Genomic DNA, 22,421 nt, shown 5'->3' with positions numbered 1-22,421 from the left:
CAATTCAGGGTGTCTGAGCACCCCTTGAATTTTTACGCAGAGTAAAATAAATACCTCGGACATTGTTTGATGGCAGTCACGTTTCAATCAATAACCCCTGTACTATTTCTGAAATTGGCGGTTTTTTGTAAAAAAAGGTGAATACGCATCCGTTAACGGGCCGAACGGGGGAGGAACCTTACCCGTTCAGCCGATTAATTACGAGAGTTAAAATAATTCCCGCGCATCGTGGCGGCAACCTAAGCCTAGGTCATGAATCAGAATTTGATGTGAAATAAGCGAGAAAAATTGGCGGTAGTGGCGGCGGCCAGCTCTTCCAGGCTTACGCCTTTCAGAACCGCCATATATTCAGCCACGTCGCGTACGTAGGCCGGTTGGTTTTCTTTGCCACGGTGCGGTACCGGGGCCAGATAAGGCGAGTCGGTTTCCACCAGCATACGATCCAGCGGCACATAGCGCGCCACATCGCGCAGCTGCTCGGCATTACGGAAGGTAACAATGCCGGAGAAGGAGATATAGAAGCCCAGATCCAGCAACACTTCGGCGGTCGCCCGGTCTTCCGTAAAGCAGTGCAGCACGCCGCCACACTCCTGCACCTGCTCTTCACGCAGAATCGCCAGCGTGTCTTCCCGTGCATCGCGGGTATGCACAATCACCGGCTTGTTCAGATCGCGGCCAATGCGGATATGCTGACGAAACGACTCCTGCTGCAGCGCCCAGTTATCCTTCTGGTAGAAATAGTCCAGCCCGGTCTCCCCCAGCGCCACCACCTGTTCCGCCGCCGCCAGCTGGCGCAGCTCGGCGTAGTCATAGCCCCCTTCCAGGTTTAACGGGTGCACGCCGCAGGAGAACGCCACGTCAGGGCGCTCGCCAATCAGTGCCGTCATCGAGCGGTAACCCGGCAAAGTGGTGGCGACCGCCAACACATAGCCCACGTCGCGCGCTTTGGCCTTCGCCAGCGCGTCGTCCACGTTTTGGTGCAGCGCCTGATAGTCCAGGCTGTCGAGGTGGCAGTGAGAATCGACTAACAACATAATTTTTAACTCTTTACAGCGAATGAGGATGAGTATAGCCGCTGGCTGTGAACATCTGTTCCCAGCCCAGCAGACGTTCGGTCAGCAGCAGTTCACGGTTAACGCCCACCACGCTGAGTAATTGATGCCGGCAGTGCAGCCACTGCTGCACGCTATGCTGCAGCGAGCTGCTGCTTAACCGCGCCGCCAACAGTTGCACCAGCTGCTGTTGATCCTGGTTGAGCACAAACGCCGCAGCGCCCTGCTGCCACTTCATAGCGTCCATCAACAGCGCACATAGCCAGTGCAGCCGCTCGGCGGCTTCATCGTGGTTCAACTGCGGCAACAGCTGCAGCATATCCTGCGACTGCAGCGCATTGCCAAGCGCCGTACACAGCGCGCTGCGCTGCTGCCAGCGTTCCGGCTGCAGCAGACGTTCGGCAGCCAGCGGCGCGCCGTCATGCAGGCGTAAAGCCGTCAGACGCTCCGTCTGAGTACCGGCCGCTCCCTGCCGCTCCAGCCATTGCAGGCTCAGCGCTTCATCAGGGCTGGACAGGTGCCAGTACAGACAGCGGCTGCGCAGCGTTGCCAGCAGGTTGGACGGCTCACGGCAGCTCAACAGAAAATAGGTGTGCGCCGGCGGCTCTTCCAGCGTTTTGAGCAACGCATTGGCCGCCGCCTCGGTCAGCTGTTCCGCCTGCGGCAACCACACAACTTTGGCGCCGCCCTGCTGCGCATGGGCATACAGGGTTTCACTCAGTTGACGCACCGGTTCGATACCCAGGCTGCTTTTCCCTTTTTCCGCCGCTAACACGTGATAATCCGGATGGCTGCCCGCCATCATCAGGCGACAGCTGTGGCACTCTCCGCAGCTTTTTTCCCCGTTGCGCCGCTGGCAAATCAGCCAGCGACTGATGCCGTACACCAGCGCGTCGTCGCCGTTGCCGGCCGCCGCATGCAGCAGCAGCGCATGGTGGCCGCGCCCGCCGGCATATTGCCCGACGAGTTGCCGATAGGGCGTATTCAGCCACGGATACCAATTCATCAGGCCGTTTCCTGTTGCTGCAGCCACACGCTGACGCATTGACGAATGTCGGCGGTGACCTGTTCCAGCGTCTGCGCCGCATTCACGGTGACGATCGAATCATCCGCCGCGGCCAGTTGCAGATAGCGCTCGCGCGTGCGTTCAAAGAACGGCAGCGCCTCCTGTTCAATGCGGTCCAGCGCGCCGCGCGCCTGCGCGCGCTGCAGCCCAACCAGCGGTGGCAGGTCGAGATACAGGGTTAAGTCGGGGCGGAAATCACCCAGCACGGTATCCCGCAGCGACGCCATCAGCTGCGGGTCGACGCCACGACCGCCGCCCTGATAGGCCTGTGACGACAGGTCGTGACGATCGCCAACCACCCAGGCGCCGCGCGCCAGAGCCGGTTTAATCACCGTTTCTACCAGCTGCACCCGTGCCGCATATAACATCAGCACTTCCGCCTTGATGGTGGGCAGTTCGCCTTCATAGCCACGCTTAAACAGATCGCGCAGTTTTTCCGCCAGCGGCGTACCGCCCGGCTCACGGGTAAAGACCATGTCGTCGATACCGTGCTCGCGCAATACGCTGACCACCGTATCGCGTGCGGTGGTTTTCCCTGCGCCTTCCAGCCCCTCAATGACCACGAATTTACTTTTCATTCTTTTCCTTCACTAGCTGGCGATAAATCCGCACCGCCTTATTATGGCTGGCCAGATTGGTGGTAAAGGTGTGCCCACCCTTGCCGTCAGCAACAAAATAGAGATAAGGCGTTTTTTCCGGCTGTGCCGCCGCCGTCAGCGATGCCTGGCTCGGCATGGCGATCGGCGTCGGCGGCAGTCCGCTGATCGTATAGGTGTTATAGGCCGTCGGCGTATCCAGATCCTTACGGGTAATGGTGCCAGTATAGCGCGCGCCCATGCCGTAGATCACCGTCGGATCGGTCTGCAGCCGCATGCCGATGCGCAGGCGGTTGACGAATACTGACGCCACCTTGCCGCGCTCCGCCGCCACGGCGGTCTCTTTCTCGATGATGGAGGCCATGGTCAGCAGCTGCTCCGGCGTTTTATACGGCAGCGCCTTGTCACGTTTCTGCCAGGCGTCGTCCAGCGCTTTTTCCATCCGCACATGGGCTCGTTTCAGCAGAGCGATATCGCTCATGCCGGCGGTATAGGAATAGGTATCCGGGTACAGACGCCCTTCCGGATGCGCATCTTCCGGCATGCCCAGCGCAGCGGCGATTTCCGCCTCGCTTTTACCGGCCAGCGTATGCTTCAGGTATTTTGCCTGCTGCAGAATACTCATCCAGTCGCTCAGGCGCGATCCTTCGATAAAACGTGCGTTGAACTGTGCTTCTTTACCGCTGGCCAGCAACTCCAGCATCTGGCGTACCGTCATCCCCGGGGTGAAACGATAGGTACCGGCTTTAAACTCCGCCAGTTTCGGCTCAATCTTCAGCAACCACGGGAACCATTTGCCGCTGCGGATCAGTTTGTCGCGCACCAGCAGCCCTTCCAGCGCCACCCGTCCGGTACCCGCCGGCAGTTTAAAGATAGTCTCCTGCTTAATCGCCAGCGGCGTATCGGCAAAGCGTTCAACCTTCTGATAGCCCCAGAACAGCAGGGCCAAAATCACGACGACGAGCAGTGCAACAAACTTTACTTTCTTCATTAATCGGCCTGGTTAAATTTGGTGTCGTAAAAACTCATAAAGCTGGCGCGAATCATAGCGCCACAAATGGGCGGTATTGACCGGCAATAACGGCATCAGCGCGTTACTGATCAACACCTCTTCTGCCGCCGCCAGCGTTTCCGGCGGCTCGGCGACGTAATGCAGCGTATATTCGCTGTCCGTCAGTAACTCAATCACCCGGCGACGCATTAAACCCGCCACGCCCGACTGACTCAAATCGGGGGTATATACCGCTTTCCCCTTACGCCAGAATAAATTAGCCGCACAGCATTCCACCAGCAGCCCTGCGGTGTCAAGCACCAGCGCCTCGTCGGCGTCAGTCTGCTCAAGATGCGCACGGATCAACACCTGTTCCAGCCGGTTCAGATGTTTAATGCCCGCCAGCAGCGGGTTACGCGCCAGCGGCACCGGGCTTAGCGCCAGGCTGACGCCCTGCTCGCGCCACTGCAGGTAGTGCTGCGGATACGCACCGCATGACACGATACGGGTTGGCTGCTCACAGCCGGCAGGACTATAGCCGCGCCCGCCGACGCCCCGCGTCACGATGGTTTTGACCACGCCAAGCGGGATTGATTCTGCCGCCTGACGCATTTCCTGCTCTAGTGCCGCCCAGTCCAGCGACGGCAGCAGCAGGCGCTGTGATGCCTGCTGCAGGCGTTCAAGATGCCAGGACAGCAGATCTATCCGGCCATCAACCACGCGTGCGGTGGTAAAGCAGCCGTCGCCGAACTGTATACCGCGGTCGCCAGCCGCCAGCGCGTCACTCTGCGTTCCATTAATCCAGTACATAGCACTTTCCCCTGCTTCCCGTATCTCGGCGTACAGGATAACAGGCGCAGCGGGCCAGATCCCGGACGACAGACGTAAAAAAGCCCGGTATAAACCGGGCTTTTAATCTAGAGTGCAACCACGTTACACGCGACGGAAAATCAACGAGCCGTTGGTGCCGCCAAAACCGAAGGAGTTACACAGCGTGTACTCCATATCTTTGGTCTGACGCGCTTCATTCGGCACGAAGTCCAGATCGCAACCTTCATCCGGGTTATCCAGGTTGATGGTTGGCGGCACGGCCTGATCGCGCAGCGCCAGCACGGTGAAGATCGACTCAATCGCCCCCGCCGCCCCTAACAGGTGACCGGTCATGGATTTTGTCGAACTTACCATCACGTGTGCGGCATCGGCGCCAAATATCGATTTCACCGCCTCTGCCTCGGCCTTATCGCCTGCCGGGGTAGAGGTACCGTGAGCATTGATATAATCGATCTGTCCGGCATTCAGGCCGGCATCGCTCAGGGCATTCGCCATCGCCAATGCAGCGCCCGCGCCGTTTTCCGGTGGTGACGTCATGTGGTAGGCATCGCTGCTCATACCAAAGCCGACCACTTCCGCATAAATTTTAGCACCGCGTTTTTTCGCATGTTCGTACTCTTCGAGCACCATCATGCCTGCACCGTCGCCCAGAACAAAACCGTCACGGTCTTTATCCCAAGGGCGGCTGGCGGCCTGCGGATCATCATTGCGGGTGGAGAGCGCGCGTGCGGCGCCGAAGCCGCCTACGCCTAATGGCGTACTGGCTTTTTCCGCCCCGCCGGCCAGCATCACGTCGGCATCATTGTAGGCAATGATACGCGCCGCATGGCCGATATTGTGCACGCCGGAAGTACAGGCGGTGGCAATCGAAATGCTCGGCCCACGCATGCCATACATGATGGTCAGGTGGCCAGCAATCATATTAACGATGGTCGACGGCACGAAGAACGGGCTGATCTTGCGCGGACCGCCGTTAACCAGCGAACTGTGGTTTTCTTCAATCAAACCCAGGCCGCCAATGCCGGAGCCAATCGCGGCGCCAATACGGCAGGCGTTAGCCTCGGTGATGTCCAGCCCGGCGTCCTGCATGGCCTGCATGCCGGCAGCAATACCGTACTGGATAAACAGATCCATCTTGCGCGCATCTTTGCGGGAGATGAAATCTTCGCAATTAAAATTCTTTACTAGGCCGGCAAACTTGGTTGCATAGGCAGTAGTATCGAAATGGTCAATCAGGCTGATGCCACTCTGACCGGCAAGAAGTGCGTTCCATGTGGACTCGACCGTGTTGCCGACAGGAGACAACATGCCCAGTCCAGTCACAACTACTCGACGCTTAGACACGTTTGTCCTCCAAGGAGGGATAATATGACACTAGGATAGAAAAACTTAGGCGGTCGAGTGACCGCCTAGATATGTTCGCTTACTGCTGGCTAGCGTTGATGAAATCAATAGCTGCCTGAACAGTAGTGATTTTCTCAGCTTCTTCGTCTGGAATCTCGGTGTCGAATTCTTCTTCCAGTGCCATTACCAGTTCAACGGTGTCAAGAGAATCGGCGCCCAGGTCTTCAACGAAAGAAGCGCTATTTACCACTTCGTCCTCTTTAACACCCAGTTGCTCAACAATGATTTTCTTAACGCGTTCTTCGATAGTGCTCATACTCTTAAATTTCCTATCAAAACTCGCTTTCGCGATGGTTTTCGTAGTGTATAAAATGTTGAAAAAGATGCAACTAAATCCCGGCTGGTCAAACCACGATTTTACGCTATTTTGCGGTTTTTACCTCAAATAACGCAAATGGTTTTCGCATTTTTTAGACCATGTACATGCCGCCATTGACATGTAAGGTCTCACCGGTGATATAGCCAGCCTCATCAGAGGCTAAAAATGCAACAGCGCTGGCGATTTCTTTAGCATCCCCCAGACGATTAGCCGGTACAGATGCCAAAATGCCTGCACGCTGTTCTTCTGTCAACGCCCGTGTCATGTCCGTTTCAATAAAACCGGGCGCCACGACGTTGACCGTAATGCCACGAGAAGCAACTTCACGTGCCAAGGACTTGCTAAAGCCGATCAGGCCGGCTTTAGCCGCCGCATAGTTTGCCTGCCCTGCGTTCCCCATGGTGCCAACCACGGAACCGATGGTGATGATACGGCCAAAACGCTTTTTCATCATAGCTCGCATTACCGCTTTTGACAGACGGAATACGGAAGTCAGATTGGTGTCCAGGATATCCTGCCACTCATCGTCCTTCATACGCATCAGCAGATTATCACGCGTAATACCGGCATTATTCACTAAAATGTCGATTTCGCCAAATTCTGCGCGAATAGATTCTAAAACGCTGTCGATAGATTGCGCATCAACCACGTTCAATTTGAACCCTTTACCGCTCGCGCCCAGATAGTCGCTGATGGCTTCAGCGCCTTTGTCACTGGTCGCCGTGCCGATCACCTTGGCGCCGCGCGCAACAAACGATTCCGCAACAGCACGGCCAATACCGCGGCTGGCGCCGGTGACCAGAACAACTTTTCCTTCGAAGCTCATTGTTTTCCTCTTTATTGTGCAAGCGCCGCCGACAGAGTGGCGGGATCGTTGATCGCCGCCGCCGTCATCGTGTCAACGATGCGCTTGGTCAGGCCGGTGAGCACCTTGCCCGGGCCGACTTCCAGCAGAGAGCTCACGCCCTGCGCTGAGATAAATTCTACGCTTTCCGTCCAACGCACCGGGCTGTACAGCTGACGCACCAGCGCGCTGCGGATCGCCTGCGGATCGTTTTCGATCTTCACGTCGACGTTGTTCACCACCGGGATCTGCGGCGTATTGAAGGTCACCGCCTCCAGCGCTACGGCCAGTTTGTCGGCCGCCGGCTTCATCAGCGCACAGTGGGAAGGCACGCTGACCGGCAGCGGCAGCGCGCGCTTGGCGCCGGCCGCTTTACAGGCCGCACCTGCGCGTTCGACCGCTTCTTTATTACCGGCAATCACCACCTGACCCGGCGAGTTGAAGTTAACCGGAGACACCACCTGCCCTTCGGCCGCATCGGCGCAGGCTTTGGCGATGGCGTCATTGTCCAGGCCGATAATTGCGTACATGGCGCCGGTGCCTGCCGGCACCGCTTCCTGCATCAGTTTGCCGCGCAGCTCGACCAGACGCACCGCCTCCTGGAAATCCAGAACGCCGGCGCACACCAGCGCAGAATATTCGCCCAGGCTGTGGCCCGCCATCAGCACCGGCGCTTTACCGCCCTGCTGCTGCCATACGCGGAAAATCGCCACCGAGGCGGCCAGCAGCGCAGGCTGCGTCTGCCAGGTTTTATTCAGCTCTTCAGCCGGGCCCTGCTGCACCAGTTGCCACAGATCGTAGCCCAGCGCAGCAGATGCCTCGCTGAACGTCTGCTCAACAACGGGAAATTCAGCGGCCAGTTCGGCCAGCATGCCAACGGTCTGCGACCCCTGGCCCGGAAAAACAAAAGCAAATTGCGTCATTTTTATTTCCTGTCAATCAGAAACGAACCAGCGCCGAACCCCAGGTAAAGCCGCCGCCGAAAGCTTCAAGCAGCACCAGCTGGCCGCGCTGAATACGTCCATCGCGCACGGCTTCGTCCAGCGCCGCAGGTACCGAGGCGGCGGAGGTGTTGCCGTGTCTGTCGAGCGTCACCACCACTTTGTCCATCCCCATACCCAGTTTTTTCGCCGTCGCGCTGATGATGCGCAGATTGGCCTGATGCGGCACCAGCCAGTCCAGCTCGCTGCGGTCCAGGTTGTTGGCGTTCAGCGTTTCATCGACGATATGCGCCAGTTCGGTGACCGCCACTTTGAAGACTTCATTGCCCGCCATGGTGACATACGCCGGCTTGTCTTTATCCTGACGGTCTTTGTACGCCAGCGTCAACAGATCGCCATAATGGCCGTCCGCATGCAGATGGGTGGACAGGATGCCCGGCTGCTCGGAAGCCCCCAGCAGCACCGCGCCCGCGCCATCGCCGAACAGGATGATGGTGCCGCGGTCTTCAGGATCCAGCGTACGCGACAGCACGTCAGCGCCAATCACCAACGCATGCTTCACCGCACCGTTTTTGATGTATTGATCGGCCACGCTCAGCGCATAGGTAAACCCGGCGCAGGCCGCCGCAAGATCGAACGCCGCGCAGTCTTTAATGCCCAGCATATTCTGAATCTGGCAGGCAGAGCTCGGGAAGGCGTGGCTGGATGTGGTGGTCGCCACAATAATCAGACCGACATCTTCCTTGGCCACGCCGGCCATCGCCAGCGCATTGGACGCCGCCTCGAAGCCCATGGTCGCCACGCTTTCATCAGCGGCGGCGATACGACGCTCACGGATACCGGTACGCGTTACAATCCACTCGTCCGAGGTATCCACCATTTTTTCTAAATCAGCATTGGTGCGCACTTGTACGGGTAAATAACTCCCCGTACCGAGAATCTTTGTATACATGTACGATCAGTCACTCTTGGGTAATACAGCCTCAAGGCGCGCCGCAATCCGGTTGGGGATTTGCCGCTGCACCGCCTGCACAGCCTGTTCAATAGCTACCGCAAACGCCTTTTGGTTCGCAGCGCCGTGGCTCTTGATTACGGTGCCCCGCAATCCTAACAGACATGCACCATTATACTGGTCGGGGTTCAGGTGGCCGAAGCGTTTCGCCACCCGTTTTTGTAACCAACGGCCCAACAATTTTAACCACCACGCCTGCCTGCCACCGTCGCCTGACGATTTCAGCAGCGATAAAAATAGCCTTATTACGCCTTCCATTGTCTTCAGCGTAACATTGCCGACAAAGCCGTCGCAGACCATAACATCGGTTTTACCTGTGAGCAGATCATTGCCTTCCAGATAACCAATATAGTTGATTGTCGGAGTTTTTCTTAATACAGCGGCGGCTTCGCGAATATTATCTAAACCTTTGCTCTCTTCTTCGCCGATATTCAGCAGCGCCACGCGCGGCTGTGAGATACCGACCACCTCTTCCGCCATCACGGCGCCCATCACGGCAAACTGCACCAGCATCGTGCTGTCGCATTCCACATTCGCGCCCAGATCGAGCACCACTGTTTTACCATGTTGCTGATGCGGAAGCACCGTCATCAACGCCGGACGCTCAATGCCGTCCAGCGGCTTGAGCAACAGTTTGGCCAGCCCCATCAACACGCCGGTATTGCCGGCGCTGACGCACGCCTGCGCTTCACCGTTTTTTATCAGCTCCAGCGCCACGCGCATAGACGTGCCGCGGCTGGCGCGGATCGCCTGAGAAAGCTTGGCGTCGCCGGCGATTACCGATGTAGCGGGCACGACGTGCAGACGCTCCAGCAAATGCGGATCGGCTTTGGCGAGTAAGGGAGAGATTGCGTCGGGATCGCCGACTAGCAGAAGATGGAGTTGTAAATTAGAGGCCAGTGCCTGCAATGAAGCAGGCACTGTGACGCAGGGACCGAAGTCCCCGCCCATAGCATCTAACGCCAGGGTTAGACGAGTCAAGGTATCGCTAACTTAGCCGATAACCTTGCGACCGCGGTAGAAACCGTCGGCAGTGATGTGGTGACGACGGTGGGTTTCACCAGATGCTTTGTCTACAGACAGGGTAGTCGTAGTCAGCGCATCGTGTGAACGACGCATGCCACGCTTGGAACGGGTTGGTTTGTTCTGTTGTACGGCCATGGACCTTACTCCTCGATTACTTACGCTTTAAACTGGCTAATACGGCAAACGGATTCGGTTTCTCCGCCTCTGCAGGCAGTTTGCCAAATACCATGTCCGCTTCGGACACTTCACAGTGTTCAGATTCATGTACCGGAACGACAGGCAGTGAAAGAATAATTTCGTCTTCAATCATTGCCAACAGATCGACTTCGCCAAACTCGTCAACTTCGATCGGTTCGTACGCTTCCGGTAATGCCTCAGCCTGCTCATCATTGACGACCGGGCTAAAACAATATGTTGTGTGTACATGATGCTGGAACGGCTCGCCGCAGCGCTGACACGATAACGTGACCGTGACATCTGCCTGACCGGTGATAACCGCCAAACGCTGGTTGTCGATATCAAACGACAATTCAGCGACAACATCGCTGTCCACACTGACCACGGACTCGGCAACACGGGTAACCTGCTCAGGCGCATAGACACCAACATAGTCCAGGCGTTTCTGAGCGGTACGTACCGCATCAATGGTCAAGGGTAATTTTACCTTTTGCATAGGGCGCGCATATTAACTTTGTAACGACATAGAGTCAAAGAAAAAGGCCGTGAAAACGGCACCTTTCACCAATATTCGCTTCCGCAGCGGCCGACAGTTTAAAATGCTGCCACCATTTACGCTACGGTTTACGAAAAAAATTATGCAACAACTTCTTCTGGCCTCCACCTCCCCTTACCGCAAAATGCTGCTGGAAAAACTGCATTTGCCCTTTATCACCGCCGCGCCGCAGGTGGATGAAGCCCCCCTGCCGGGCGAAAGCGCCGAAGCGCTGGTGCTGCGGCTGGCCGCCGCCAAGGCACAGGCGTTGGCGGACGCCTACCCCGATCGCCTGATCATCGGTTCCGATCAGGTGTGCGTGCTGAACGGACAGATTACGGGCAAGCCGCACAGCGAGCAGCAGGCCTGTGAACAGCTGCGCCAGGCCAGCGGCAATATCGTCACCTTCTATACCGGCCTGGCGCTGTACAACAGCCGCACGCAGCATCTTCAGGCGGTCTGCGAGCCGTATCAGGTGCATTTCCGCCCTCTCGGCGCGGAGGAGATCGCCAACTATGTGCGTATCGAACAGCCGCTGAACTGCGCGGGCAGTTTCAAAAGTGAGGGGCTGGGCATTGCCCTATTCGACAAACTGACGGGCCGCGATCCCAACGCGCTGGTCGGGCTGCCGCTGATTACCCTGTTGGAGATGTTGCGGGCCGAAGGGGTCAGCCCGCTGGCATAATGCTTACTGCTGCGCCTGTTTGCGCAGCTGCTTCAGGCAGTGGCGCAGTTGGTCATCCATCGGCGCTTCAATACGCAGCGTTTCGCCGCTGGCCGGATGTTCGAAGCGCAGCGCCGCCGCATGCAGGAACAGCCGTTTCAGGCCGGTCGGCGCCAGCTGGCGGTCAAACTCCCGGTCGCCGTAGCGATCGTCACAGGCGATCGGGTGGCCGGCGTGCAGCGTATGAACGCGGATCTGGTGGGTGCGTCCGGTGATCGGGCTGGCCTTGACCAGCGTGGCGAACGCGAAGCGCTCCTCCACCTTAAAGCGGGTTTCGGACGGTTTGCCTTCACTGCTGACCCGCACCACCCGCTCGCCGCTTTGCAGAATATTCTTCAGCAGCGGCGCCTGCACCGCTTTGCAGTGGGACTGCCACTGGCCGCGCACCAGCGCCAGGTAATCCTTCTGCATGGTTTTCAGCCGCAGCTGCTCATGCAGCGCACGCAGCGCCGAGCGTTTTTTCGCCACCAGCAGCACGCCGGAGGTATCGCGGTCCAGCCGATGCACCAACTCCAGGAAGCGTGCTTCCGGACGCAGCGCGCGCAGCCCTTCGATCACGCCGAAGCTCAGGCCGCTGCCGCCGTGCACCGCCGTGCCGGACGGTTTGTTCAGCAACAGCACATGGTCGTCTTCATACAGGATGCAGTCGGCCAGCGCCGCCACTTTATCCAGTTTGGCGGACACCGGCGCCTCTTCGCGCTCGGCCACGCGCACCGGCGGTACGCGCACCACGTCGCCGGCCGCCAATTTATATTCCGCCTTGATGCGCCCTTTGTTGACCCGCACCTCGCCCTTGCGCACGATGCGGTAAATCATGCTCTTCGGCACGCCTTTCAGGCGGGCAAGCAGAAAATTGTCGATTCTCTGACCCGCTTCGTCGTCAGAAACCGTGATGAATTGTACTGCAGGATTGTTCGTTTTCATGGGGCGGGATTCTAAATACAGCAGGTAAATAGCGCCACCTCTTTTTATATGCTTAACTGTCAGTCTGAGTGCGGAAGTCGCCGCAGTGAACAATAAGGCAGCAAGCCGGTTTGATCGTTTGCGATTTCTTCCGCAGTTAAGGCAAAGTCACCTTGCTATAACGGTATCAGCAGTGGAATAATGAGTTCGCTTTCCGCGTTGATTCTCGTTAAAGCAGAGTAAAATGCGGAATTACCAAGGTTTGTCTGATAACGCAAAAACGCAGCAATGGCGTAAGACGTAATGCGATATCAAACAATTAGCGGGCTGCGGGTTGCAGCTTGGCCGGCAAATGGAATGTGATCTGTCGACGTAAATCAGAGGCTATTCCCCGAGTAAAAGTGCTGTTTTTCACAAAGAAAAACAGGCTTACCGAGATAATGCGCCCCTATGCAGGCGACAACCGGGAGGTTGACGACTTTGCGAGAAGACACGGGGTTTTCGGTTTTAACCCGGCCATAGAGGTTATGCCCAAATAATTCAGGTGGCGCTAAAGCGGCGACCGCGCACACGTCCGGCAACATGGGCGGATGCGAGAGAAGGCCGCGACGCAAGGCAACCTGAACGATGACGGATATATTGCCCGCAGCTCTGTCGATAATGTAAAAAATAACGAGTAAGTTAAGATGAAAAGAATGTTGATTAACGCAACTCAACAGGAAGAGTTGCGTGTTGCCCTTGTAGATGGACAGCGGCTGTACGATTTGGATATCGAAAGCCCGGGTCATGAGCAGAAAAAAGCGAACATTTACAAAGGCAAAATCACCCGTATCGAACCAAGTCTTGAAGCAGCGTTTGTTGACTACGGCGCAGAACGACATGGTTTCCTTCCTCTTAAAGAAATCGCCCGCGAATACTTCCCTAACAGCTATTCCTCCCATGGCCGCCCCAACATCAAAGATGTGCTGCGCGAAGGCCAGGAAGTGATCGTACAGGTTGATAAAGAAGAACGCGGCAACAAAGGCGCCGCTCTGACCACCTTTATCAGCCTGGCCGGCAGCTATCTGGTGTTGATGCCGAACAACCCGCGCGCCGGCGGTATTTCCCGCCGCATCGAGGGCGACGACCGCACCGAACTGAAAGAAGCGCTCTCTTCACTGCAACTGCCCGACGGCATGGGCCTGATCGTCCGCACCGCCGGCGTCGGCAAATCCGCCGAAGCGCTGCAGTGGGACCTGTCGTTCCGTCTCAAGCACTGGGAAGCCATCAAGAAAGCCGCCGAAGGCCGCCCTGCACCGTTCCTGATTCACCAGGAAAGCAACGTTATCGTCCGTGCCTTCCGCGATTACCTGCGTCCTGACATCGGTGAAATCCTGATCGATAACCCGAAAATTCTCGATCTGGCGAAAGAACACATTGCCGCGCTGGGACGCCCGGACTTCAGCAGCAAAATTAAAATGTACAGCGGTGAAATCCCGTTGTTCAGCCACTACCAGATTGAGTCGCAGATCGAATCCGCTTTCCAGCGTGAAGTGCGCCTGCCTTCCGGCGGTTCCATCGTTATCGACACCACCGAAGCGCTGACCGCGATCGACATCAACTCCGCACGCGCCACCCGCGGCGGCGATATCGAAGAAACCGCATTCAACACCAACCTGGAAGCAGCGGATGAGATTGCCCGTCAGCTGCGCCTGCGCGACCTTGGCGGCCTGATCGTCATCGACTTTATCGACATGACGCCGGTACGCCACCAGCGCGAAGTAGAGAACCGCCTGCGTGATGCGGTGCGTCAGGATCGCGCACGCATTCAGATCGGCCGTATTTCCCGCTTCGGCCTGCTGGAGATGTCCCGTCAGCGCCTCAGCCCGTCGCTGGGCGAGTCCAGCCACCACGTCTGCCCGCGCTGTAACGGCACCGGCACCGTGCGTGACAACGAATCGCTGGCGCTGTCCATCCTGCGTCTGATTGAAGAAGAAGCGCTGAAGGAAAACACCAAAGAGGTGCACGCCATCGTGCCGGTTCAGGTTGCTTCTTACCTGCTGAACGAAAAACGTGAATCCGTCAGCGCCATCGAAAAACGTCAGGCCGGCGTGAAAGCCGTCATCGTGCCGAACGATCAGATGCAAACCCCGCATTACTCAGTACTGCGCGTGCGTAAAGGCGAAGAAACGCCAACCCTGAGCTATCTGCTGCCGAAGCTGCATGAAGAAGAGATGGCGCAGCCGCCGGAAGAGATCCCGATGGAACGTAAGCGTCCGGAACAACCGGCGCTGGCTTCCTTCTCTCTGGCCGCCGATGCGCCGCCGCCGGCGGCTGAACCCGCCACGGCGAAGAAACCGACCGCCAGCCAGCCGGCTGCGCCAGCCGCAGCGCCAGGCCTGCTCAGCCGCTTCTTCAGCGGTCTGAAATCGCTGTTCGCCGGTGAAGAGCCGCAGCCCGTTGCGGAAGAGAAACCGGTTGAAACCGCGAAAAGCAGCGGCGGCGAGAACCGTCGTCAGGATCGTCGTAATCAGCGTCGTCAGGGCTCTGGCCGTAAAGAGCGCGGTGAACGTAGCGAGCGCGGTGAACGTGGCGAGCGTGGTGAACGTAGCGATCGCAATGAGCGTGGTGAGCGTAAGGAGCGCGGTGAAGGCCGTGAACGCGACAACCGTGAAGGACGCGAACGCGATAACCGCGAATCTCGTGACGAGCAGCGCCGCAATCGCCGTAACGCCGCGAATAACGCGCCGGTAGCCAGCGATGCGCCAGTTGATGAAGCCGCAAAAGCGCAGCGCGAAGAGCAACAGCAGCAGCGCCGCGAGCAGCGCGCCGAGCGTCAGCGTCGTCGTCAGGAAGAGAAGCGCCAGGCACAGCAAGAAGCGAAGCAGCAGGAGAAGGCCACCGTCGCACCGGTAGCTGCCGCTGAAGAAGATAAGGAAGAGCGCCATCAGCAACCGGCTCAGCGTCGTCAACGCCGCCAGCTGTCGCAGAAGGTGCGTATCCTGTCAGCAGAAGAAGAACTGCAGCGCGCTGCGGAAGAGCTGCTGGCGCCAAAAGCACCGGCGGAAACCGCTGAGGAAGCCAAAGCGCCTGCGGCAGACGACAGCGTTAAACTGCTGCCGGAAACCGTAGCCACCACCGGCGAAGAAGACACGCAGGAAAACCGTAACGGTGAAAACGGCATGCCGCGCCGCTCACGTCGTTCACCGCGTCATCTGCGCGTGAGCGGCCAGCGTCGTCGTCGTTACCGCGACGAGCGTTATCCGACCCAGTCGCCGATGCCGCTGACGGCTGCGTTTGCCTCTCCGGAAATGGCGTCTGGCAAGGTCTGGATCGGTTACCCTGTCACAACAGCTGCGCAAGCGGTTGAAGAGACTGAGGTTAAGCGCCAGCCTAGCGTCACAGCTGAACAGCAGCCGGTAGCGGAAGTTGCCGCCAGCGTTGCTGCGCCGGCAATCGTCGCCGCCCAGGAAGAGGTTCAGGCTCCAGTCGCCGCCGCTAACGTCGAATCGGCTGAAAGTGCGCCAGTTGCCGCGCCACTGCAGGAAGAGGCCAAAGCGCCGCAGCCGGCAGCCGTTGAGGCACCGGCCGACGTCGCCAGCGATGTTCAGCCTGCGGCTGAGGCCACACCGGCCCCGGCTCAGCCTGAAGAGCAGCCTGTGCCTGCCGCCGCTGAACCGGCAGCCGACGAAACTGCCGTTGAAGAAGCTGAAGAAAAAGCGGTAGCTGCAGAGAAGGCCGTTGAGGAACCGACCATTGCGGCGCCAGCCGAAGCGGTCGTCAGCGAACCAGCTCCGCAGACGGCAAGCGATGAGGCAGCGGCAGCCCCTGCGCCAGTCATCGCGGCTCAGCCGGCAGAGACGCGTTACAAGCACATCGCCAGCGCACCGATGACCAAAGCGCCTGCCCCGGCTTATCAGCCGGAAGCGCCGAAGCACAGTGACTGGCAGCGTCCGGCCTTTGATTTTGAAGGCAAAGGCAGCGCCGGTGGCCACTCGGCGGTAAACCAGGCCACCGCCCCGGCCACCAAGCCACAGCCGGTTAACGATTAAGTTAAACCGTGAAAAAAACCCGCCGATTGGCGGGTTTTTTATTGCACGATATTCAGGCTATTTTTTTCAGCTGCTTGATATCCAGCAAATCCAGCTTGCCGTCAATCTGACGGACAAAATGCTGGAAGTGTTCGGTGGCATTATGTTTGTTCAGTGCCTCCGCGCTGGCCCAGCGCTCAAAGAATACAAAGGTGCCGGGTTTATCCAGCTCGCGGTGCAGATCGTACTGCAGATTTCCCAGTTCCTGGCGGCTGGCATCGATAATCTGATGCACCGCTTCATTAACGTCATCAATAAACTCCGCTTTAGCCTGCAAAGTGGCAACCACGCGAATTTCCATTTCATCCTCCTGTAGGAATAAAAAGTAGCAAAAATCATCGTCAACACGATTACTATGCGCCCGTTTCCCTATTGTTTTCAACTTTGGTTAACAAACAGATGCATCAGAAACGCTTTCCGCTTATGCTTATACCCCGGCGTGAATAACCCCCATTATTCGCTTTTACTTAGACGTATTTCTGACCGCCGGAGCCTTGCACCATGACAGCACAACCTCAAGCCATGAAAATTCGCCGCCCTGACGACTGGCACATCCATCTGCGTGATGATGAGATGTTGAAAACGGTCCTGCCCTATACCAGCCAGGTATTCGGCCGCGCGATTGTAATGCCGAATCTGGCTCCGCCGATCACCACCCTTGACGCCGCACAGCGTTATCGCGACCGCATTCTGGCGGCGGTGCCTGCGGAACACAATTTTACCCCGCTGATGACCTGCTACCTGACCGACACCCTGTCGGCCGACGTGCTGACAGAAGGGTTTAAGCAAGGTATTTTCACCGCCGCCAAACTCTATCCTGCTAACGCCACCACCAACTCTAACCACGGCGTCAGCGATGTAACAGGCATCTATCCGCTGTTTGAACAAATGCAGAAAATCGGTATGCCGCTGTTAATCCACGGTGAAGTTACCGATGCCGACGTAGATATCTTCGACCGCGAAGCCCGCTTTATCGCCCAGGTAATGGAGCCGATTCGCCGCAGCTTCCCGGAGCTGAAAATCGTTTTCGAACATATCACCACCAAAGATGCAGCCGAATATGTACAGGCCGGCGATCGTTTCCTGGGCGCCACCATCACGCCACAGCACCTGATGTTTAACCGTAACCATATGCTGGTTGGCGGCATCCGTCCGCACCTGTTCTGCCTGCCAATCCTCAAGCGCAATATCCATCAGGAAGCGCTGCGCAAGGCGGTAGCCAGCGGCTCCGACCGTTTCTTCCTCGGCACCGATTCCGCACCGCACGCCAAGCACCGCAAAGAATCCAGCTGCGGCTGCGCCGGCGTGTTCAATGCGCCAAGCGCCATGCCGGCCTATGCCACGGTGTTTGAGCAGTTAGGCGCGCTGGAGCACCTGGAAGCTTTCTGCTCACTCAACGGGCCGCGTTTCTACGGCTTGCCGGTCAACGAAGACTTTATCGAGCTGCAACGAATCCCTTCCGTTCAGCCTGAAGAGATTGCTCTGGGTAATGAATCCATCGTGCCATTCCTGGCCGGTGAAAGCGTTAACTGGACGGTGACCGCCAGCTAATCTTTTTTAATTTACCCTCTTGCTCCCGAACCTCATTAACTGTATAAATAAACAGTAGATAACTTCGGGGGCAATTATGCGTGTTGAAGTAACCATAGATAAGACCAGGCCGCTGCCGCCGGGGGCAATTGAAGCCCTGAACGGCGAATTGAGCAAACGGATTAACCGTCAGTTCCCAGATACGGTGGTTCAGGTCAGGTATTCCGGCGCCAACGGGCTATCCGTACTCGGCGGCGTCAAAACAGATAAAGATCTGATCGCCGAGATCCTCCAGGAAACCTGGGAAAGCGCCGACGATTGGTTCAGTGCCGAATAATACTGCAATGCTGTTTTTGCCGGAGGTCGCTCTCCGGCTTTTTTATGCCTGCAATCGGCAAAGCGAGTTGAAATGTGCTGGCATAAAAATGCCATCTGATCTGTAATAAGGGTGAGTGCGGGCGCTATTACTACAGGAGGTCTCTTTCCATGGCCCTGGACAAAGAAAAATCAGAAGAAGCAATGACCTTCGGCGAACTGCTGACGGTTATTGCCGATCAAAAACGGCGCCTTAGCGTGCTGGAAGTCGCCTTCTCCTATCTGGCCTTCGGGCTGGATGACAAAGCTAACCAATTGCTGATCCATAGCCTGAAGCTGGAAGCGCAAAACCAAAATCGCGATGCCGAAACGCAACAGCACTTCGCCCAGCTGGCAGCCGAACTGGAAAAACATCTTCAGCCTCCCGCCGTTTCTCCTGCAGCAGAATAAACTGCCGTTCTACGGCTTGTCGTTCCATAAAACGGCAAGCCGCCCCTCTTTTTTGCTGAATTATTGCGCAAATAAGCGATTATTTGACAAATTTTCGCAGGAAAAGCCCGCGGCAGTCAGCCACCAAGCGTATACTGTAAAAGCTCCTCATGAAGATGAGCCGCATCGATCCTCGTTAGTCACTCGCGTTAGTTACTACTCAATAAGGGGTCTTTATGGACAGAAATGATGAAGTTATTCAGACACACCCGCTTGTTGGATGGGATATCAGCACCGTTGACGTTTACGACGCCATGATGATACGCCTTCATTACCTGTCTTCGCTAGACCAAACGCCCGAGGAAGCCCAAGTAGACAGAACGCTTTGGTTAACCACAGATGTCGCCCGACAATTGATAAATATCCTAGAGGCGGGCATCGCAAAAATTGAATCAACGGAATACCAGGATCTTGACCGTAAGAAACACTGATTCATTAAGCCAAACGTCCTAAGCGCCGGTGCTCATTCCCGGCGCTTTTTCTTTATCTGCCGCCGACAACGGGTGCATTGGCGCGCCCAACCTTTTATCATGCTGGGTTCAGCAAAGCGCAACAGTGAGGATAGGTTACGTGGAATATGATTTAATCGTCGTCGGCAGCGGTTCCGTTGGTGCCGCCGCCGGCTACTACGCCACGCAGGCAGGATTGAAAGTGCTGATGGTCGACAGCGAAATCCCCCCGCACAGCAACGGCAGCCACCACGGCAATACGCGTATTATTCGCCATGCCTACGGCGAAGGTGAAAAATATGTCCCGTTATTGCTGCGCGCACAGGCGCTGTGGAATGGTCTGACGCGGGACAGCGGCGAGCAGCTGTTTCACGCCTGCGGCGTCCTTAACCTGGGGCCCAAAGACGCCGAATTTATCGCCAACGCCCGACAAAGCGCACGTACTTTCCGCCTGAATACTCAGTTGCTGAGCGCCGATGAGGTACAACAGCGCTGGCCGGAGTTCAGCGCACCGGCGCACTATGTCGGCGTCTTCGAACCGGATGCCGGCTTTCTGCGCTCCGAGCAGGCCATCAGACAATATATTCGCCTGGCGAAAGAGGCCGGTTGCAGCCAGCTGTTTAACTGCCCGGTAACGGCGGTTAACACCATTGACGGCGGCGTTGAAGTCACTACGGCAGAAGGTAGCTATCAGGCGAAAAAGGTTCTGATCGCCGCCGGTACCTGGGTCAAAGCGCTGTTGCCGCAGCTGCCTATCACGCCGCTGCGTAAAGTATTTTCCTGGCATCAGGCCGACGGACGCTACAGCGAACCCAACCGGTTCCCGGCCTTTACCGTTGAAGCACAGGACGGTTGCCACTATTACGGTTTCCCCGCTGATAACGACGGTCTGAAGGTCGGCAAGCACAATGGCGGCCAGCCGATTGAGACACCGCAACAGCGCAAGGCATTCGGCAGCATCGCCAGCGACGGCAGCGAAGTGTTTAATTTCCTGCGCCAGCATCTGCCCGGCGTCGGCGTGTGTCTGCACGGCAAAGTCTGTACCTATGACATGAGCCCGGATGAAGACTTTATTATCGATACCGTGCCCGGCAGTAAAAATATGATGGTAATCACCGGGCTCAGCGGCCACGGCTTTAAATTCGCCAGCGCGCTGGGTGAAATCGCCGCGCTGTTTGCGCAGGATAAAACCATCCCATTCGATCTGGCACCGTTCTCGCTGCAGCGTTTTAACTAAAGACGCCAACACAGTCGCAGCCTTTGTCCGCATCGGCTGCGGCCTTTCCCTCTCATCCTCGCCCCTTTAAATCTATCCACGGAAAAAGCTCACGCAACAATCCGGATTTCCGAATTGATTGCCGCTGACGTCCCCCCTATTTTAACCTTGTAGTACCCGGTATTATTTGCCCGATCACAAGGATGTCAGCATGAAACTACTCGTCGTGGACGAATGCGGTTATACCCGTCTCGGTATTGCCAGCTATCTGGCCGACAATGCCGCCAATACCGTTACCTGCTGTGCTACGCTCAGCGCTGCGGTACAATGCCTCCCCAGCTGTAACCCTACGCATATTCTGCTGAATCTGACCAACTACTGCCGGCCAAATCAAGACGACCCATGGTTACAAACATTAATCGACGGCAGTGCCGGGGCCGTGCTGTTTATTTACCTCGACACTCCCTATCCTTACAGCGATCGGCCGATGCGCATTGCCGATAATGCGTTTCTGTTCAATAAGGGGGCACTGCCCAAAGCACTGCGCATCCTGCGCGATACGCCGAATGCGTTAATGGAAAGCAGTCTGCACTCGCTGTTCAGTCCGCAGGAGTTGACGGTAATGAAGTACTGGATGGCCGAGGTACCAAACTATCGGATCGCCCGTAAACTGCAGATCAGCGCACATACCGTTTATGTGCATAAACGCCATATCACAGAGAAGATTAACGCCCGTAACCGGCTTGAGTTTTATTCGCTGTACAACATACTGCGTTTTTTTTATCCCCCTGATGCGGCCGGCCTGCGCACCATGGTGCGGATGGCGGGCTGAGAAGCTCCCAGCCGCGCCAAAGGCGCTAACACCGCACTTATTCTGCCTGGCGATCCGGAGCGTGCTCATCCCGGCCATCGCCCAGGATTACCGCTATTTTCCGGCCGTTTTCACTGGCTTCCAGTGCAATGCGCGCAATGATGGTGAGCGGCACCGACAGCAGCATCCCCACCGGTCCCAGTAGCCATCCCCAAAAAATCAGAGAGAGAAAGACCACCAGCGTCGACAGACCAAGACCGCGCCCCATCACCCGCGGCTCGAGGATGTTGCCAATCACCAGGTTGATCAGCACAAAACCGCCGGCCACCACCAATGCATCGCCAAAACCGTTAAATAACAGCGCGGTAATCAACGGAGGCACGGCGGCGATCACCGAGCCGATATTGGGAATAAAGTTGAGCAGGAAGGCCAGCAACCCCCAGATAAACGCAAAGCGCACCCCGATAATCGCCAAAAAGACCCAGACAATAATACCGGTCGCCAGGCTAATCGCCGTTTTAATCACCAGATAGTGCGTCACCCCCTGCACCGCCCGCTGCAGGTTGGCGATGCCCTGAGTGGGCCTGCTCAATACCTGCCGCAGCTTCGCCGGCAGCAGCTGCACTTCAAACAGCATAAATACCACCGTCATCAGCAGCAGGAAAATGTTGGTCATGGCGCCGGAAAGGTGACTCAGCATGCGCGTCACCAGATTCATCGTGGCGCTGGGATCGATATAATGCACGATCGCCTCCGCCGAAATCACGATGTTGAAACGGTCCGCATAGCGCTGCAATTCATGCATTTTCTCCGCCATCATGCCACGATACTGCGGCAGCGAACGGGCAAACTCATTCAGCGACGCCCCCATCATGCCGATGAACATCACCAGGACTATCACCACCAGCGTCACCAACAGCATCACGCCCAAAATACGCGGCACCCGCCATCGCTCCATGCGGGTAACCAGCGGGTTTAGCACGATGGTTAAAAAGATCGCCAGCAAAAACGGCACCACAATTTCCGAAGAGGTTTTAATCCCGGCAAGGATCACCACGATCATCGCCAGCATAATCGCCAGACGTAACGGGCGATCGATGAATAAATTCCGGCTCAAGAT

The 22,421-nt window shown here is 57.0% G+C and carries 24 protein-coding genes; 8 read left to right on the top strand and 16 right to left on the bottom strand.

Going from position 1 to position 22,421, the window contains the following annotated elements; genetic code table 11:
• Positions 1-257 precede the first annotated feature (257 nt).
• From CLM71_RS09170 to yceD, 13 genes are all read right to left on the bottom strand, one after another.
• Positions 258-1,034, bottom strand: coding sequence for a metal-dependent hydrolase (locus CLM71_RS09170; protein WP_105230738.1), 777 nt, complete (start codon positions 1,032-1,034; stop codon positions 258-260).
• Between the two features lie 13 nt (positions 1,035-1,047).
• A complete protein-coding gene (gene holB, locus CLM71_RS09165) occupies positions 1,048-2,058 on the bottom strand; it encodes a DNA polymerase III subunit delta' (RefSeq protein WP_105230737.1) in 1,011 nt (336 codons plus the stop codon).
• The gene (gene tmk, locus CLM71_RS09160; protein ID WP_105230736.1) at positions 2,058-2,696 is read right to left on the bottom strand and encodes a dTMP kinase; all 639 of its coding nucleotides are present in this window, start codon (positions 2,694-2,696) and stop codon (positions 2,058-2,060) included. Before tmk ends, holB begins: the two co-directional genes overlap by 1 nt.
• Complete coding sequence (mltG, locus tag CLM71_RS09155) at positions 2,686-3,705, bottom strand: endolytic transglycosylase MltG (protein ID WP_105230735.1); 1,020 nt, start codon at positions 3,703-3,705, stop codon at positions 2,686-2,688. The genes tmk and mltG overlap by 11 nt, the downstream gene beginning before the upstream one ends.
• Before the next feature lie 12 nt (positions 3,706-3,717).
• Entirely contained in the window at positions 3,718-4,515 is a 798-nt protein-coding gene (gene pabC, locus CLM71_RS09150; RefSeq protein WP_105230734.1) for an aminodeoxychorismate lyase, read from the bottom strand.
• A gap of 123 nt (positions 4,516-4,638) precedes the next feature.
• Positions 4,639-5,880: a beta-ketoacyl-ACP synthase II gene (fabF, locus tag CLM71_RS09145; protein ID WP_105230733.1), complete on the bottom strand. Its 1,242-nt coding sequence runs from the start codon at positions 5,878-5,880 to the stop codon at positions 4,639-4,641.
• A 79-nt stretch (positions 5,881-5,959) separates the two neighbouring features.
• Entirely contained in the window at positions 5,960-6,196 is a 237-nt protein-coding gene (acpP, locus tag CLM71_RS09140; protein ID WP_015671952.1) for an acyl carrier protein, read from the bottom strand.
• A 154-nt stretch (positions 6,197-6,350) separates the two neighbouring features.
• A complete protein-coding gene (gene fabG / locus CLM71_RS09135) occupies positions 6,351-7,085 on the bottom strand; it encodes a 3-oxoacyl-ACP reductase FabG (RefSeq protein ID WP_105230732.1) in 735 nt (244 codons plus the stop codon).
• A gap of 11 nt (positions 7,086-7,096) precedes the next feature.
• Entirely contained in the window at positions 7,097-8,026 is a 930-nt protein-coding gene (gene fabD / locus CLM71_RS09130) for an ACP S-malonyltransferase (RefSeq protein WP_105230731.1), read from the bottom strand.
• A 16-nt stretch (positions 8,027-8,042) separates the two neighbouring features.
• The gene (locus tag CLM71_RS09125) at positions 8,043-8,996 is read right to left on the bottom strand and encodes a beta-ketoacyl-ACP synthase III (RefSeq protein WP_105230730.1); all 954 of its coding nucleotides are present in this window, start codon (positions 8,994-8,996) and stop codon (positions 8,043-8,045) included.
• A 6-nt stretch (positions 8,997-9,002) separates the two neighbouring features.
• Positions 9,003-10,037: a phosphate acyltransferase PlsX gene (gene plsX, locus CLM71_RS09120; protein WP_105230729.1), complete on the bottom strand. Its 1,035-nt coding sequence runs from the start codon at positions 10,035-10,037 to the stop codon at positions 9,003-9,005.
• Positions 10,038-10,049: 12 nt separating this feature from the next.
• Positions 10,050-10,217, bottom strand: a complete 168-nt coding sequence (rpmF, locus tag CLM71_RS09115; protein WP_015671947.1) for a 50S ribosomal protein L32 — start codon at positions 10,215-10,217, stop codon at positions 10,050-10,052.
• Positions 10,218-10,233: 16 nt separating this feature from the next.
• A complete protein-coding gene (gene yceD, locus CLM71_RS09110) occupies positions 10,234-10,755 on the bottom strand; it encodes a 23S rRNA accumulation protein YceD (RefSeq protein ID WP_105230728.1) in 522 nt (173 codons plus the stop codon).
• A gap of 142 nt (positions 10,756-10,897) precedes the next feature.
• Between yceD and CLM71_RS09105 the strand changes: the two genes are divergently transcribed.
• Entirely contained in the window at positions 10,898-11,479 is a 582-nt protein-coding gene (locus CLM71_RS09105) for a nucleoside triphosphate pyrophosphatase (RefSeq protein ID WP_158684796.1), read from the top strand.
• Between the two features lie 3 nt (positions 11,480-11,482).
• Here the strand turns inward: CLM71_RS09105 and rluC are convergent, their stop codons facing one another.
• The gene (gene rluC / locus CLM71_RS09100) at positions 11,483-12,442 is read right to left on the bottom strand and encodes a 23S rRNA pseudouridine(955/2504/2580) synthase RluC (RefSeq protein WP_105230727.1); all 960 of its coding nucleotides are present in this window, start codon (positions 12,440-12,442) and stop codon (positions 11,483-11,485) included.
• Between the two features lie 665 nt (positions 12,443-13,107).
• Between rluC and rne the strand changes: the two genes are divergently transcribed.
• On the top strand, positions 13,108-16,452 hold the full coding sequence (gene rne / locus CLM71_RS09090) for a ribonuclease E (protein WP_105230725.1): 3,345 nt from the start codon (positions 13,108-13,110) through the stop codon (positions 16,450-16,452).
• 52 nt (positions 16,453-16,504) lie between these two features.
• Here rne and CLM71_RS09085 read toward each other — a convergent pair whose 3' ends face one another.
• The gene (locus tag CLM71_RS09085; protein ID WP_105230724.1) at positions 16,505-16,792 is read right to left on the bottom strand and encodes a putative quinol monooxygenase; all 288 of its coding nucleotides are present in this window, start codon (positions 16,790-16,792) and stop codon (positions 16,505-16,507) included.
• Between the two features lie 200 nt (positions 16,793-16,992).
• On the opposite strand from CLM71_RS09085, the gene pyrC reads away from it, so the two are divergent.
• The 6 genes from pyrC to CLM71_RS09055 all read left to right on the top strand — a co-directional run bounded on the left by pyrC (position 16,993) and on the right by CLM71_RS09055 (position 21,322).
• Positions 16,993-18,042 carry a dihydroorotase gene (gene pyrC, locus CLM71_RS09080; RefSeq protein ID WP_105230723.1) on the top strand — a complete coding sequence of 350 codons (1,050 nt, stop codon included), beginning with the start codon at positions 16,993-16,995 and terminating at the stop codon, positions 18,040-18,042.
• 76 nt (positions 18,043-18,118) lie between these two features.
• Entirely contained in the window at positions 18,119-18,358 is a 240-nt protein-coding gene (gene dinI, locus CLM71_RS09075; protein ID WP_105230722.1) for a DNA damage-inducible protein I, read from the top strand.
• A 149-nt stretch (positions 18,359-18,507) separates the two neighbouring features.
• Positions 18,508-18,786, top strand: a complete 279-nt coding sequence (locus CLM71_RS09070) for a hypothetical protein (RefSeq protein WP_105230721.1) — start codon at positions 18,508-18,510, stop codon at positions 18,784-18,786.
• 215 nt (positions 18,787-19,001) lie between these two features.
• Complete coding sequence (bssS, locus tag CLM71_RS09065; protein WP_015671938.1) at positions 19,002-19,256, top strand: biofilm formation regulator BssS; 255 nt, start codon at positions 19,002-19,004, stop codon at positions 19,254-19,256.
• Between the two features lie 139 nt (positions 19,257-19,395).
• On the top strand, positions 19,396-20,511 hold the full coding sequence (solA, locus tag CLM71_RS09060) for an N-methyl-L-tryptophan oxidase (protein WP_105230720.1): 1,116 nt from the start codon (positions 19,396-19,398) through the stop codon (positions 20,509-20,511).
• A 190-nt stretch (positions 20,512-20,701) separates the two neighbouring features.
• Positions 20,702-21,322: a LuxR C-terminal-related transcriptional regulator gene (locus CLM71_RS09055; protein WP_105230719.1), complete on the top strand. Its 621-nt coding sequence runs from the start codon at positions 20,702-20,704 to the stop codon at positions 21,320-21,322.
• A gap of 37 nt (positions 21,323-21,359) precedes the next feature.
• Here the strand turns inward: CLM71_RS09055 and CLM71_RS09050 are convergent, their stop codons facing one another.
• Positions 21,360-22,373 carry an AI-2E family transporter gene (locus CLM71_RS09050; RefSeq protein ID WP_232251674.1) on the bottom strand — a complete coding sequence of 338 codons (1,014 nt, stop codon included), beginning with the start codon at positions 22,371-22,373 and terminating at the stop codon, positions 21,360-21,362.
• Positions 22,374-22,421 lie beyond the last annotated feature (48 nt).

Origin of the sequence: Serratia sp. MYb239, assembly GCF_002966855.1 — a bacterium.
GTDB classification, from domain to species: Bacteria; Pseudomonadota; Gammaproteobacteria; order Enterobacterales; family Enterobacteriaceae; genus Serratia_B; species Serratia_B rhizosphaerae.
The sequence above is the reverse complement of the archived record's forward strand: the minus strand, read 5'-3'. Positions and strand labels throughout refer to the sequence as shown.

Coding starts and splice junctions, on each gene's coding strand:
- holB (WP_105230737.1), bottom strand. CDS start 2,058: ATGAATTGGTATCCGTGGCTGAATACGCCCTATCGGCAACTCGTCGGG.
- acpP (WP_015671952.1), bottom strand. CDS start 6,196: ATGAGCACTATCGAAGAACGCGTTAAGAAAATCATTGTTGAGCAACTG.
- fabD (WP_105230731.1), bottom strand. CDS start 8,026: ATGACGCAATTTGCTTTTGTTTTTCCGGGCCAGGGGTCGCAGACCGTT.
- CLM71_RS09070 (WP_105230721.1), top strand. CDS start 18,508: ATGGCCCTGGACAAAGAAAAATCAGAAGAAGCAATGACCTTCGGCGAA.
- yceD (WP_105230728.1), bottom strand. CDS start 10,755: ATGCAAAAGGTAAAATTACCCTTGACCATTGATGCGGTACGTACCGCT.
- bssS (WP_015671938.1), top strand. CDS start 19,002: ATGGACAGAAATGATGAAGTTATTCAGACACACCCGCTTGTTGGATGG.
- pabC (WP_105230734.1), bottom strand. CDS start 4,515: ATGTACTGGATTAATGGAACGCAGAGTGACGCGCTGGCGGCTGGCGAC.
- CLM71_RS09125 (WP_105230730.1), bottom strand. CDS start 8,996: ATGTATACAAAGATTCTCGGTACGGGGAGTTATTTACCCGTACAAGTG.
- mltG (WP_105230735.1), bottom strand. CDS start 3,705: ATGAAGAAAGTAAAGTTTGTTGCACTGCTCGTCGTCGTGATTTTGGCC.
- CLM71_RS09085 (WP_105230724.1), bottom strand. CDS start 16,792: ATGGAAATTCGCGTGGTTGCCACTTTGCAGGCTAAAGCGGAGTTTATT.
- pyrC (WP_105230723.1), top strand. CDS start 16,993: ATGACAGCACAACCTCAAGCCATGAAAATTCGCCGCCCTGACGACTGG.
- tmk (WP_105230736.1), bottom strand. CDS start 2,696: ATGAAAAGTAAATTCGTGGTCATTGAGGGGCTGGAAGGCGCAGGGAAA.
- CLM71_RS09105 (WP_158684796.1), top strand. CDS start 10,898: ATGCAACAACTTCTTCTGGCCTCCACCTCCCCTTACCGCAAAATGCTG.
- CLM71_RS09050 (WP_232251674.1), bottom strand. CDS start 22,373: ATGCTGGCGATGATCGTGGTGATCCTTGCCGGGATTAAAACCTCTTCG.
- CLM71_RS09055 (WP_105230719.1), top strand. CDS start 20,702: ATGAAACTACTCGTCGTGGACGAATGCGGTTATACCCGTCTCGGTATT.
- rne (WP_105230725.1), top strand. CDS start 13,108: ATGAAAAGAATGTTGATTAACGCAACTCAACAGGAAGAGTTGCGTGTT.
- rpmF (WP_015671947.1), bottom strand. CDS start 10,217: ATGGCCGTACAACAGAACAAACCAACCCGTTCCAAGCGTGGCATGCGT.
- dinI (WP_105230722.1), top strand. CDS start 18,119: ATGCGTGTTGAAGTAACCATAGATAAGACCAGGCCGCTGCCGCCGGGG.
- fabG (WP_105230732.1), bottom strand. CDS start 7,085: ATGAGCTTCGAAGGAAAAGTTGTTCTGGTCACCGGCGCCAGCCGCGGT.
- rluC (WP_105230727.1), bottom strand. CDS start 12,442: ATGAAAACGAACAATCCTGCAGTACAATTCATCACGGTTTCTGACGAC.
- CLM71_RS09170 (WP_105230738.1), bottom strand. CDS start 1,034: ATGTTGTTAGTCGATTCTCACTGCCACCTCGACAGCCTGGACTATCAG.